This window comes from Pseudomonas sp. ADAK13, from assembly GCF_012935715.1.
Taxonomy (GTDB): domain Bacteria; phylum Pseudomonadota; class Gammaproteobacteria; order Pseudomonadales; family Pseudomonadaceae; genus Aquipseudomonas.
The window spans coordinates 2,885,887-2,898,336 of sequence record NZ_CP052860.1; the positions used below are offsets into that span (position 1 = coordinate 2,885,887).

Below are 12,450 nucleotides of genomic sequence, written 5' to 3' on the forward strand. Positions count from 1 at the left end.
GTAGGCCGCGGATTATAGCGATGGTTTCTTCGCTGTGCCATCCGAAAAGTCCGAAACACTCATGCGAAGGAACGTCGCGGCGAAAACGTCCGGCGGCAGCGGCAGGCTGACGATGTAGCCTTGCATCTGTTCGCAGCCTTCAGCCGCCAGAAACGCTTGCTGGGCAGGCGTTTCCACGCCTTCGGCGATGATGGTGAATTGCATGCTGTGGCCCAGGGCGATGATGGCGCGCACGATGGCCGCGTCGTGTGGGTCATCGGGCAGGCCGCGGACGAAGGATTGGTCGATCTTCAGGAAGTCCAGCGGCAGGCGTTTCAAATAGCTGAGGGACGAGTAGCCGGTGCCGAAGTCATCAATGGCCAGTTGCACGCCCAGGCCCTTGAGTTGGTGCAGCACCTCCAGTGCTTCCTCGGCCTGGCTCATGATGAAGTTTTCGGTGATTTCCAGTTGCAGGCAGCCGGGCTCGAGGTGGTTGTCCCGCAGCAGCTGTTCGATGCGCGCGAGCAGGTTGGGGTGGCGCAGTTGCGCGCCGGCGAGGTTGACGGACAGTGGGCCGAAGTCATCAAAGACCTCTCTCCAGTCGTGCATCTGCCGGCAGGCCTGTTCCAGTACCCAGTCGCCAATCTGCAGGATCATGCCGTTCTCTTCGGCCAGGGCGATGAAGTGCTCGGGCGGCACTTCGCCAAAGGTGGGATGGAGCCAGCGAATCAGCGCTTCGGCGCCGATCAGTTGTTGGGTGTCGAGGCTCAGTTTTGGCTGGTAGTAGAGGAACAGTTCGTCGCGCTCGATCGCCCGGCGCAGTTCGTGTTCCAGCGCCACCCGTTCGTTGGCCTGGGCGGTGAGGTCCTCGGTGTAGCTTTCGACGCGGTTGCGGCCTTTTGCCTTGGAGCGGTACATGGCGGCGTCGGCATTTTTCACCAGGGTCGCGACGTCGACGCCGTCCCGTGGGTAGAGGCTGGTGCCGATGCTGGCGCTGATAAAGAACTCGTGCTCGCCCGCCTGGAACGGCGGGGTGAAGCAGGCCAGCAGTTTATTGGCCAGGTGTTCGGCGTCGCTGGCTTGTTGCAGGCCGGGCAACAGGATGATGAATTCGTCGCCGCCCAGGCGCGCAACGGTGTCGACGTCCCGCAGTTGGTCCTTGAGGCGCACCGCAATGTCCTTGAGCAGCAGGTCGCCAATCGGGTGGCCTAGGCTGTCGTTGATGTGTTTGAAACGGTCGAGGTCGAGGAACAGCACGGCGCCCTGGCTGCCGGTTTCCTGTTGATGGTTGAGGGCGGCCTGCAGGCGGCTTTCAAACAGGGTGCGGTTGGGCAGGCCGGTCAATGGGTCGTGGTGGGCCTGGTAATCGAGGCGCGCCTGGGCGTGCTTGAGGCTGGAGATGTCGGCAAACACGGCAACAAAGTGGGTAATCGACTGCTCTCGATTGCGCACCGCGCTGATGGTCAGCCAGCTGGGGTACAACTCGCCGTTCTTGCGCCGGTTGGAGATCTCGCCCTGCCAGTGGCCGTTGGCCGTCAGTTGGTGCCACATGGCTGCGTAGAAGGCGCTGTCGTGCAGGCCCGAGGCAAGCAGGCGCGGGGTTTGGCCGAGGGCTTCGGCTTCGCTGTAGCCGGTGATCTCGCTGAAGGCGCGGTTCACGGCGCTGATGTTTTGCCGGGTGTCGGTGATCAGTACGCCTTCGGCCGTGCTCTCGAAGACGGTGGCGGCCTGTTGCAGTTTTTCCTGCATCAGCTGGCGCTCGGTGATGTCCCGGGCGATGGTCAGCATGCAGTCCTCGTCGCCGATGGGCAGCGGGCGGCTGGAGACTTCACACAGGCGAATCTCGCCGTCGTTGCGGCGGATGTGGCAGACAAAGTCGCGGACAAACCCGTCCCGTTGCAGCCGCTCCAGCATGTCTTTGCGTTCGTTCAGGTCGACCCAGATGCCGAGGTCCAGGGTTGACTGGTCCAGTGACATTACGCTGTTGAAACCGGTGATGCGGCTGAAGCCTTCGTTGACCTCAATCAGCAGACCGTCGCTTTGACGTGATAGCAGCAGGCCGTCGGGCGAGGCGTGGAAGGCCTTGGCGAATTTCTCTTCGGAGGTTTGCAGGCGCTGCTGGGTTTCTTTCAGTTGGGTGATGTCGCGCACCACCACCACCAGGGCTTCGATGGTGTCGAGTTGAAACGGTTCGGCGGAAATCAGCCCGGTGAAGGCCTGGCCGTTGCTGCGCAGGAACGGCATTTCCAGGTTGCGGATGCTGGTGGTCTGTACCCGTTGCAGCAAGCCGGGGCCTACACCTTGAATGCCCCAGATATTCAGTTCGGTGGCGGTTTTTCCCACGACTTCTTCGGAGCTCAGGCCTATCTGGTCTTCGAAGGCCTTGTTGACCTCCATCAGGCAGCCGTCGGACAGCCGCGCGATCACCAGGATGTCCGGGCATTGCTGGAACACCGAGGCAAATTTCTGCTCCGAAAGCTGCAACGCTTCCTCGGTGCGCTTGGCTTCACTGATGTCGATCATCAGGCCGCGCAACACCGGCTCGTGGCCGTGTTCGATCAGGCTGACGATATCCCGCACCCACAGGCAGCGGCCATCGGCGGTGATCACCCGGTAGTCGACACTGTGGTCGCGGTTGGCTCGGGTTTCTGCGTAGCAATAGGATTCTGTGCGGGTCAGGTCGGCGGGGTGAATGATGTTGCGCCAGAAGCCCGGGATCAGCCAATGGGCCCGAGGATAACCCAGCAGTTCCTCGGCGTGGGGCGACACGTAGCTGTAGGTGAAATCGCTGATGCTGGCTTCCCAGGCGATCGCGGAAAGGCTCTCCACCAGGCCGCGATAATGGTATTCGCTGCTGCGCAATTCCTGTTCGAGGGCGACCCGGCGGGAAATCTCCGAGCTGAGCCGGCGGTTGATCCGGATAACCACGGCCAGCACAGTGCTCAGTAACAGCACGGCCGGCAGCCCGTAGAGCAGCACGTCGGTCCAGAGTGTGCGGTGGTCGATGACATTGCCGACCCAGCGTTGCTGGATAGCCTCGGTCTCGGCCGGGCTGATGTCGGCCAGGACTTTATCGAGGATGCCTACCAGCATCTTGTCGTCCTTGGGTACGCCCATGGCCAATTGATATCGGTAGGGCGTTTCGCCACTGACGTATAAGCCTTCCAGCTTGAGCTGGCGCAGGCTCCATACGCTGGACGCCAGGTCGCCGACTACCGCATCGACCTTGTCGGTGGCCAGGGCCTGCAGCGTTGAGCTGACGTTGGGCATGGCCACCAGGTTGAGGTCCGGGTGGTGAGTGCGCAGCAGTTCGTGAGGGGCGTAGTTTTCCACCACGGCCACCTTCAGCCCATACAGGTCCTTGAGGTTGCGCGGTTGCGGGCCGCCTTCATGGGCGAGGATGACAATGGGGAAGTCGAGATAAGGGCGGGTAAACGACAGGAAGCCCTGGCGTTCCGGCGTGGACATGATGCCCGGCAGCAGGTCGAGTTGGTTGTTGCGGGCCTGCTCCAGCACCGCGCTCCAGTTCACCGGCTCAATCAGCTTCAGCCGGACCCCAAGGCGATCCTGCATCAGCCGCACGTAATCAGCGGCCAGGCCCTGGTAACGACCGTCTTCATCGCGGTATTCAAAGGGTGGCCAAGACGCATCGACGCCCAGGCGCAACTCTTGGTGGTCCGCCAACCAGACACGCTCTTCATCAGTGAGAGTCAACGCGCCAGCCGTTGCGGTCCAGGTCAGCAGCGACAGCAGTAACACGGTCGGCAATCTGGGCATAACGGTCTCGTTATGGCACGGGGAATGTTTCGAGTGTAGACGGGCATTGCGGGGGAGGTGAGGCGGGGAGAATTTAAACTGCAGAAAGCAAAAACCCCGGCCTGGGCCGGGGTTTTTGTGATCACTCGTCGAGGAAGGAGCGCAAATGCTCGCTTCTCGTCGGGTGGCGCAGCTTGCGCAGCGCCTTGGCTTCGATCTGACGAATCCGCTCACGGGTAACGTCGAACTGCTTACCAACCTCCTCAAGGGTGTGGTCGGTATTCATGTCGATGCCGAAGCGCATGCGCAGTACCTTGGCTTCACGGGCAGTGAGGCCGGACAGTACGTCGCGAGTCGCTTCTTTCAGGCTCTCAACGGTGGCCACATCGATTGGCGACTGCATGGTCGAGTCTTCGATGAAGTCACCCAGATGGGAGTCTTCGTCATCACCGATCGGGGTTTCCATGGAGATCGGCTCTTTAGCGATCTTCAATACCTTGCGGATTTTATCCTCAGGCATTTCCATGCGTTCGCCCAGCTCTTCCGGGGTCGGTTCGCGACCCATTTCCTGCAACATCTGCCGGGAAATACGGTTGAGCTTGTTGATCGTCTCGATCATGTGCACCGGAATACGGATGGTGCGGGCCTGGTCGGCGATCGAGCGAGTGATCGCCTGACGGATCCACCAGGTGGCATAAGTCGAGAACTTGTAGCCGCGACGGTATTCGAACTTGTCCACAGCCTTCATCAAGCCGATGTTGCCTTCCTGGATCAGATCGAGGAATTGCAGGCCGCGGTTGGTGTACTTCTTGGCGATGGAGATCACCAGACGCAAGTTCGCTTCAACCATCTCTTTCTTCGCGCGGCGGGCCTTGGCCTCACCGATCGACATGCGACGGTTGATGTCCTTGATCTCGGCAATCGTCAGACCGGTTTCGGTCTGCAATGCAGTCAGCTTCTGCTGGCAACGAACGATGTCGGCCTGGAAGCGACCAATGGCTTCAGCGTATTTGCTTTTGCCTTTGGCCAGTGCGTCGGTCCAGCTTTCGTCGACTTCGTTGCCCGGGAACTGGCGCAGGAAATCGGCACGCGGCATGCGCGCATCACGGACACAGAGCTGCATGATCGCACGCTCTTGTGCACGCAGACGCTCAAGGGCGCTACGAACCCGCTCAACCAGGCCTTCGAATTGCTTCGGTACCAGTTTGATCGGCATGAAGAGTTCAGCCAGTGCCAGCAATTCAGCAGTTGCCTGCTTGCTGCCGCGACCGTGCTTCTTCAGGGCCTTGCGAGCCAGTTCCATCTGATCGGAGACCGCGCCGAAACGCTGGGCTGCGATGATCGGATCCGGACCGCTTTCGACTTCTTCTTCGTCATCGGTGCTGGCTTCAGCTTCGTCATCATCGGTATCGTCGTCTGCTTTCGCAGCCTTGGCATCGATCGGTGGCGGAACTTCAGCCGCAGGTGGCGCAATGCCGTCGTCCGGGTCGATATAACCGCTCAGGACGTCGGACAGGCGGCCACCTTCGGTGGTGACGCGAGTGTACTCGGAGAGAATGTGGTCAACCGTGCCTGGGAAGTGCGCGATTGCGCCCATCACTTCACGGATGCCCTCTTCGATACGCTTGGCGATTTCGATTTCGCCTTCACGTGTCAGCAGCTCTACCGTACCCATTTCGCGCATATACATGCGCACAGGGTCAGTCGTGCGACCGATGTCGGTCTCGACCGCTGCCAACGCGGCGGCTGCTTCTTCAGCGGCTGCCTCGTCGGTATCGGCGTCGGCCAACATAAGGGCGTCCGCATCCGGAGCACTCTCGTGTACGGGGATCCCCATGTCATTAATCATGCGGATGATGTCTTCCACCTGCTCTGGATCTGAAATATCCTCAGGCAGGTGGTCGTTGACCTCTGCGTAAGTCAGATACTTCTGCTCACGACCAAGGGTGATCAACTCTTTGATACGAGACTGCTGTTGCGCTTTTCCGGACATAACACCCTATCCACTGAAGGTCTTGGCGGGCAAAAAACAAGCCGAGGATTATACCCGAGCTATGACCTCACACGCCAGCTGAGGTCGGGTTTGATGCGGAAACATTGCGACTTAAAAGGTCGCGCAGTTGATTTTTCTCTTCGGCGGTCAATTCACTCTGACGCGCTTTTCGAAGAAGTTGTTCCAGGTTTCGCTCGCGTTGACGAGCTACCAAGCTAGTAATGGTGTCGAAAAACTGTTGTTCAAGGTTATCGCCATCAATCAGCCATTCCTTTTCTGCCAATGCCTTCAGCAAGCGGCCCTGTTCAGTGCCGTGCCAGCGTGCAATCAGCTGGAATGAGTTTAGCTTAGGATTCTTCTGTACGGCTTCGAGCAGGGCCACCAACAGTTGTGTATTGGTGTGGTCTTCGGCCGCAAAGTGCCCCGCGTCTTCGACTTTTTGTGCCAGCTGCGGGTGGTGCAATAACGTACGCAGGGCCGCCATGGTGGGTGGCTCTACTGCTGCTGGGACGCGTGGGCCGCGCGGTTCGTCACGGTCACCGCCACGTTTACCGTTTTTGTCCCAGGGTTTCTTGTCCCATTTCTTGCCGCCGGCGCCGGGTTTCTTCGGTGTCCACTCCTGCTGGGGCGTGTAGGCCTCCTGCGGTTGGTGGAAGTCGGAATAGTCCGGCATGGCGTCGTAATCCATGCCCGGGTCGTAGGCCGGCGGTGCCTCTTGCGGTGCGCTGTGCACCAGCTGGCTGACGGCCTCGCCACTCAAACCGGTAATTTCCAGCAGGCGCTGACGCATCAGGGTCCGCAGGTTGGCCCCCGGAACCTTGTCGATCAGCGGTGCCGCGAGGGTGACCATGTGGGCCTTGCCTTCGAGGGAGCGCGGGTCGGACTCTTCGGTCAGTTGCTGGAAAAAGTAATCGGCCAGCGGTTGTGCATGTTGGTTGATGCGCGCGCGGAACGCGTCGGTGCCTTCGGAGCGGACCAGGGTGTCCGGATCTTCGCCTTCGGGCAGGAACAGGAAGCGCGCGCGCCGCCCGTCCTGCAGGCTCGACAGCGTCGATTCAAGGGCGCGCCATGCCGCATTGCGGCCAGCCTGGTCGCCGTCGAAGCAGAACAGTACGTTGGGCACCACGCGAAACAGGCGCTTCAAGTGCTCTTCGCTGGTCGCGGTACCCAGGGTCGCCACGGCGTTGCGCAAGCCTTGCTGGGCCAGGGCAATCACGTCCATATAGCCTTCAACCACGATGATTTCGTCGAGGTTGCGGTTGTTCTTGCGCGCTTCAAACAGGCCATAGAGTTCCTGGCCTTTGTGAAACACCGGGGTTTCCGGTGAGTTCAGGTATTTGGGCTTGTCGTCCCCCAGCACCCGGCCGCCGAACGCGATGATACGGCCGCGACTGTCACGGATCGGGAACATCACCCGGTCGCGGAAACGGTCATAACGCTTGCCGGTCTCGGCGTTTTCCACCAACAGGCCGGCGTCGATCATGGCTTTTTGCTGCAGGGTGTCGCTGCTCAGGTGCTTGTACAGATTGTCCCAGCCAGGCGGGGCGAAGCCGAGGCCGAAGTCGCGGGCGATTTCACCGGTCAGGCCGCGGCCCTTGAGGTAATCGACGGCGGCTTTGCGCTGCGGGTGGCTTTTCAGCGCCTGGCGGTAAAAGTCGGCGGCGGCGGTGAGCAGCGGGTACAGCGGCGAATCGGTGGGTTGCCGCGGTTTGTGCGGGCGGCCACTTTCTTCGCGGGGGATTTCCATGCCGGCGGCTTTCGCCAGTTCCTCGACGGCCTGGGGGAAGTCCAGGTTGTCGTGGTCCATGATGAAGCCGAGGGCGTTGCCGCCGGCGCCGCAGCCGAAGCAGTAGTAGAACTGCTTGTCGGGGCTGACGCTGAACGACGGCGTCTTTTCTTTGTGGAACGGGCAGCAGGCGGTGTAGTTCTTGCCGGCCTTTTTCATTTGCAGGCGCGAGCTGACAACATCGACGATGTCGGTGCGGTTCAGAAGGTCGTCAATAAAGCTCTGGGGAATTAGCCCGGCCATGGCGTTCTCGTCATCACTGCGTGTAAAAGAGGGCCCGCAACGTGCTCAAGGCACGCAGGGTGTGCGGCTCGATCAACTGTCGTCTGCTTGGTCTGTCAGGAAGTGTATCTGCCGAACATTCACTGACGTTAGTTCCGATCAGTGCCCGGCGTAGAAATGTTGCCCGGGAGTCCGGTCTTGGCCATGTGGGGGCCTCGGATGCTCATCGGTGGGCGCAGCCGACCTGTTGATCGCCTGTTAAAAAATAAGTGTGCTCGTCAGTAGCCTTGTTAGGCTCGTCAGAAGAGACGTGCACCGCTGGCAAAAGAGCCAGTCCTGACGTGTGAAGCAGTTCGTTTCAGTCGCATGTGCGGCGTCAACGGTGAAGCATCAAGCGATATCCGCAAATGCCAACAGCCCGGCTGAGGGCCGGGCTTGGCAGAAGCTTGCTACGAACGTCTGTGTATTAGTACAGACGAACGGCGCGGCGCTGCTCGCGCTGAACTTTCTTGGCGTGACGCTTAACAGCGGCTGCTGCTTTACGCTTACGCTCAGAAGTTGGCTTCTCGTAAAATTCGCGGCTACGAACTTCAGCCAGAACACCGGCTTTTTCGCAGGAGCGCTTGAAACGACGCAGAGCTACGTCGAAGGGTTCGTTCTCTTTTACTTTGACGGCTGGCATCCAGAGCTACCTTCTTTCATTACCGGGAATCAACGTTCTCGTCGCAAAAAATTCGCGGCTGAGGTCGTCGGTTTTTAAGGGTTGCGGATGTTAACCCCTCATTGCCCGGAATGCAAAGCCTCTGATCGAAAACCGCTAGTCGGGAGGGGGAGCGACGACTATTATGCGCGCCTTCGAATTCAGCCTCTACAAGGCGCAAACCCATGCTAGTTCTGGGATTAGAAACCTCGTGCGACGAAACCGGTGTCGCACTTTACGACAGTGAACGCGGGCTTTTGGCCGACGCGCTGTTCAGTCAGATCGACCTGCATCGTGCCTATGGTGGCGTGGTGCCGGAGCTGGCCAGCCGTGACCATGTCAAACGCATGCTGCCTTTGATTCGCCAGGTGTTGGACGAGGCTGGCTGCGTGCCGACCGAGATCGACGCCATTGCTTATACCGCAGGCCCTGGATTGGTCGGAGCCCTGCTGGTTGGGGCCTCTTGCGCCCAGGCGCTGGCCTTTGCCTGGGGTATTCCGGCCCTCGGCGTGCACCACATGGAAGGCCATTTATTGGCGCCGATGCTGGAAGAAAATCCGCCGCAGTTCCCGTTCGTCGCTTTGTTGGTCTCGGGTGGCCATACGCAGCTGGTTCAGGTGGACGGAATCGGCCAGTACACGCTTTTGGGCGAAAGCCTGGACGATGCCGCCGGTGAAGCATTCGACAAGACCGCGAAGATGATGGGCCTCAATTATCCAGGCGGCCCGGAAATCGCGCGGCTGGCGGAAAAAGGCATCCCGGGGCGCTACACCTTCCCGCGTCCGATGTGTGATCGCCCGGGCCTGATGTTCAGCTTCAGCGGCCTGAAAACCTCTGCCCTGAACACCTGGCAGCAGAGCGTCAGCGCCGGAGACGACAGTGAGCAAGCCCGTTGCGACATCTCTCTGGCGTTCCAGCAGGCCGTGGTGGAGACTTTGACCATCAAGTGCAAGCGGGCCCTGAAGCAGGCGGGTATGAAGCGCCTGGTGATCGCCGGCGGCGTCAGCGCCAACAAGGCATTGCGCAGCTCACTGGAGAAAATGCTCGGCGACATGAAGGGCGATGTGTTTTATGCCCGTCCCGAATTCTGCACCGATAACGGCGCGATGATCGCCTATGCCGGTTGCCAGCGCTTGCAGGCCGGCCAACATGAGAGCCTGGCTATCAGCGTGCAGGCGCGCTGGCCGATGGAGCAGTTGCCGCCGTTGTAATCGGCAACGTGAGCCAGGTTCGGCGGGCGTATTTAAAAATGCCGTTCGCGCCCGGCAAACAGGTCGCGTAAATTGCCCCGGTGGCGCCAGACGATCAGCAGCGTAAGCACGCTCATCGGCACCAGCGCCGCCGGCGCCTGCCAGGCCAGCAATGGCAGGGTCAGGGGCGTGGCGATCAGCGCGGCCAGCGAGCTGGTGCGGGTCAGGTAGAACGTCAGCAGCCAGGCCAGGATGGCCAGCAGTGCTGCCGGTGGGTAGACCCCCAGCAGCATGCCGGCCGCTGTCGCGACGCCCTTGCCGCCGCGAAAGCGGAAGTACAGTGGGAACAGGTGGCCGAGTACGGCGCAGACGCCAATCCAGGCTTGCTGTTGCAGCGAAAGCCCGGCCAGGTCGGCGATCAGCACCGGCAACAGGCCCTTGCAGACGTCGCCGAACAGCGTCAGTACGGCGAGTTTCTTGCCGGCCAGGCGCAACATGTTGGTGGCGCCGGCATTGCCTGAGCCACTCATTCGCGGGTCGGGATTTCCCGTCAGGCGGCTGAGCAAAATGGCGAAGGACAGCGAGCCGAGCAGGTAGGCGAGAGTCGCCAGTAACCAAAACATGCTAACTATTCCGGGCGAGGACGCCCTGATTCTAACGGGGCATCGCGCCCTTGTCGTGCAGCGGAGAAGAGTGCTTGGACAGAGTGTTTATCGAAGGCCTGGAAGTCGACACCGTGATCGGGGCTTACGACTGGGAGCGCGGTATCCGGCAATGCCTGCGTCTGGACCTGAGCTTCGCCTGGGATAACCGCCCGGCCGCTGCCGGTGACGACCTGACCCTGGCCCTGGATTACGCCAGCGTGTCCGCCCGCATCCAGGCCTTTGCCGATCAGGCACAATTCCAGTTGGTGGAAACCTTCGCCGAGCGCCTGGCCGAAGTGTTGATGAGTGAATTCCAGATTCCCTGGCTGCACCTCAAACTGACCAAGCCCGGCGCCGTTCCGGCTGCCAAGGGCGTGGGCGTGGAGATCGAGCGCGGATGTCGCTAACTCAGGTTTACCTTGGCCTTGGCAGCAATATCGAGCGTGAGGCGCACTTGTGCGCAGGCCTCGACGCGCTGGCGGGCTTCCTGACGGATATTCGTTGCTCGCCGGTGTTTGAAAGTCAGCCGGTGGGCATCAAGAGCGGGCCATTCTTCAATCTGGTGGTGTCGGCCTATACCGACCTGCCGTTGATGGAACTGGACCGCCGACTGAAGTTCATTGAGGCCGACAATGGCCGCTACGCCCCGGACCGCAAGGGCTTGCCCCTGGACATCGACGTGCTGCTGTACGGCGAGCTGGTGGGTAACTTCGATGGCCTGATTCTGCCCCGGGCCGAGATCCTGAAGAACGCGTTTGTGCTGTGGCCGCTGTCGTTGATGGCGCCGGAGCGTTTGCATCCTGAGGCGGGCAAGTCATTTGCCGCGCTTTGGCAGGATGCACAGATCGATCAGGTATTGGCGCCGGTCGCATTCGTGTGGCGGGATCAGTCGTTGACGCCGGATGCGCTCTTGTAGGCTTTCATCGCCTTGAGGCGTTCGCGTTTGAGCGCTTCGCCCAATTCGGGGCCTTTGAAGCCTTGTTCCAGTAGCGGCGCGACCGCCACACCTCTGGCCGCCAGCGCCGCGCCACGTAAATAATCCGCCTGTGGATAACTTCTCTGCTCCAGGCCTTTGCGGCCGCGGGCGTCCATCTCGCACGCCACCACGAACTCTTCAAAACGCTGCGGGCGACGGTAAACGTCAAAGCTTTGCAGCAACTCCAGCAACGTCGAGGGCCTCAGCTCCAGCGCTCGATGGGCGTGGGTATGGTATTCACCCACCAGCAGCGCCAGTTCCTGGCAATCCCTCGGCACCTTGAAGCGCTCGTTCACCGCCTTGATCAGCTTCAAGCCGCGATGCTCATGGGCAATGTGCTGCGGTAACTTATCCACAGGCGTGATGCCCTTGCCCAGATCGTGCAACAGGCAGGCCCAGCGTACGGTCAGTGGTTGGGCATGGAGGGCAGCCTGTTCCAGCACGCTCAGGGTGTGCACGCCGGTATCGATCTCGGGGTGATGAGCTTCGGGCTGCGGTACGCCAAACAGCGCGTCGATTTCCGGCATCAGGGTTTTCAGGGCGCCGCAATCGCGCAGTACCTGGATAAACACCTGCGGCTGATTTTCCATCAGTGCGCGGGAAATCTCCTTCCAGCTGCGTTCGGGCGTGAGGGCTTCCAGTTCGCCGGAGTCGCTGAGTTCGCGCATCAGCTCCAGGGTTTCTGGCGCAACGGCAAAGCCGAGGCTGGCGTAACGCGCAGCAAAGCGGGCAACGCGCAGGACACGGAGCGGATCTTCGGCAAATGCGGGAGAAACGTGGCGGAGAATGCGTGCCTCCAGATCCTCCTGGCCGTGATACGGATCGGTGAGGTTGCCGTCGTCATCCTCGGCCATGGCGTTGATGGTCAGGTCGCGGCGGATCAGGTCTTCTTCCAGGGTGACTTCGGGGCTGGCGTGAAACACAAACCCGCCATAACCCCGGCCGCTCTTGCGCTCCGTACGGGCGAGGGCGTACTCGTCGCCGTTTTTCGGGTCAAGGAATACGGGGAAGTCAGCGCCCACGGGCTTGTAGCCCAAGGCGAGCATTTCTTCAGTGGTAGCACCGACTACGACGCGGTCGACATCGGTAACGGGGATGCCCAGCAGGCGATCACGTACCGCACCACCGACTTTGTAGATTTGCATGAAAAAGCCTCCATTAGCGGCACAGGATAACGCCTGCGGCGCGCCAATGGAGGCTTTGC

General features: G+C 60.8%; 9 protein-coding genes. 3 read left to right on the forward strand and 6 right to left on the reverse strand.

Going from position 1 to position 12,450, the window contains the following annotated elements; translation table 11 throughout:
• Positions 1 to 12: 12 nt before the first annotated feature.
• From HKK54_RS13405 to rpsU, 4 genes are all read right to left on the reverse strand, one after another.
• Positions 13 to 3,756: a bifunctional diguanylate cyclase/phosphodiesterase gene (locus tag HKK54_RS13405; protein ID WP_169386989.1), complete on the reverse strand. Its 3,744-nt coding sequence runs from the start codon at positions 3,754 to 3,756 to the stop codon at positions 13 to 15.
• Positions 3,757 to 3,877: 121 nt separating this feature from the next.
• Complete coding sequence (gene rpoD / locus HKK54_RS13410) at positions 3,878 to 5,728, reverse strand: RNA polymerase sigma factor RpoD (protein ID WP_010167380.1); 1,851 nt, start codon at positions 5,726 to 5,728, stop codon at positions 3,878 to 3,880.
• Between the two features lie 67 nt (positions 5,729 to 5,795).
• Positions 5,796 to 7,757 (reverse strand): DNA primase, encoded by a 1,962-nt coding sequence (dnaG, locus tag HKK54_RS13415; protein ID WP_010167378.1) that lies wholly within the window; start codon positions 7,755 to 7,757, stop codon positions 5,796 to 5,798.
• A 445-nt stretch (positions 7,758 to 8,202) separates the two neighbouring features.
• The gene (rpsU, locus tag HKK54_RS13420) at positions 8,203 to 8,418 is read right to left on the reverse strand and encodes a 30S ribosomal protein S21 (protein ID WP_002551877.1); all 216 of its coding nucleotides are present in this window, start codon (positions 8,416 to 8,418) and stop codon (positions 8,203 to 8,205) included.
• A gap of 203 nt (positions 8,419 to 8,621) precedes the next feature.
• Here rpsU and tsaD point away from each other — a divergent pair, with 203 nt between their 5' ends.
• On the forward strand, positions 8,622 to 9,647 hold the full coding sequence (gene tsaD, locus HKK54_RS13425) for a tRNA (adenosine(37)-N6)-threonylcarbamoyltransferase complex transferase subunit TsaD (RefSeq protein ID WP_010167287.1): 1,026 nt from the start codon (positions 8,622 to 8,624) through the stop codon (positions 9,645 to 9,647).
• A 32-nt stretch (positions 9,648 to 9,679) separates the two neighbouring features.
• Here the strand turns inward: tsaD and plsY are convergent, their stop codons facing one another.
• Positions 9,680 to 10,249, reverse strand: coding sequence for a glycerol-3-phosphate 1-O-acyltransferase PlsY (gene plsY / locus HKK54_RS13430; protein ID WP_169386990.1), 570 nt, complete (start codon positions 10,247 to 10,249; stop codon positions 9,680 to 9,682).
• A 74-nt stretch (positions 10,250 to 10,323) separates the two neighbouring features.
• On the opposite strand from plsY, the gene folB reads away from it, so the two are divergent.
• The gene (folB, locus tag HKK54_RS13435; RefSeq protein ID WP_169386991.1) at positions 10,324 to 10,677 is read left to right on the forward strand and encodes a dihydroneopterin aldolase; all 354 of its coding nucleotides are present in this window, start codon (positions 10,324 to 10,326) and stop codon (positions 10,675 to 10,677) included.
• The gene (gene folK / locus HKK54_RS13440; RefSeq protein WP_169386992.1) at positions 10,668 to 11,186 is read left to right on the forward strand and encodes a 2-amino-4-hydroxy-6-hydroxymethyldihydropteridine diphosphokinase; all 519 of its coding nucleotides are present in this window, start codon (positions 10,668 to 10,670) and stop codon (positions 11,184 to 11,186) included. Before folB ends, folK begins: the two co-directional genes overlap by 10 nt.
• On the opposite strand, the gene HKK54_RS13445 is transcribed toward folK, so the two are convergent.
• Positions 11,156 to 12,391: a multifunctional CCA addition/repair protein gene (locus HKK54_RS13445; protein WP_169386993.1), complete on the reverse strand. Its 1,236-nt coding sequence runs from the start codon at positions 12,389 to 12,391 to the stop codon at positions 11,156 to 11,158. The two genes, folK and HKK54_RS13445, sit on opposite strands and share 31 nt — an antisense overlap.
• Positions 12,392 to 12,450: the final 59 nt, after the last annotated feature.

Coding starts and splice junctions, on each gene's coding strand:
- tsaD (WP_010167287.1), top strand. CDS start 8,622: ATGCTAGTTCTGGGATTAGAAACCTCGTGCGACGAAACCGGTGTCGCA.
- HKK54_RS13405 (WP_169386989.1), bottom strand. CDS start 3,756: ATGCCCAGATTGCCGACCGTGTTACTGCTGTCGCTGCTGACCTGGACC.
- dnaG (WP_010167378.1), bottom strand. CDS start 7,757: ATGGCCGGGCTAATTCCCCAGAGCTTTATTGACGACCTTCTGAACCGC.
- rpoD (WP_010167380.1), bottom strand. CDS start 5,728: ATGTCCGGAAAAGCGCAACAGCAGTCTCGTATCAAAGAGTTGATCACC.
- rpsU (WP_002551877.1), bottom strand. CDS start 8,418: ATGCCAGCCGTCAAAGTAAAAGAGAACGAACCCTTCGACGTAGCTCTG.
- HKK54_RS13445 (WP_169386993.1), bottom strand. CDS start 12,391: ATGCAAATCTACAAAGTCGGTGGTGCGGTACGTGATCGCCTGCTGGGC.
- plsY (WP_169386990.1), bottom strand. CDS start 10,249: ATGTTTTGGTTACTGGCGACTCTCGCCTACCTGCTCGGCTCGCTGTCC.
- folK (WP_169386992.1), top strand. CDS start 10,668: ATGTCGCTAACTCAGGTTTACCTTGGCCTTGGCAGCAATATCGAGCGT.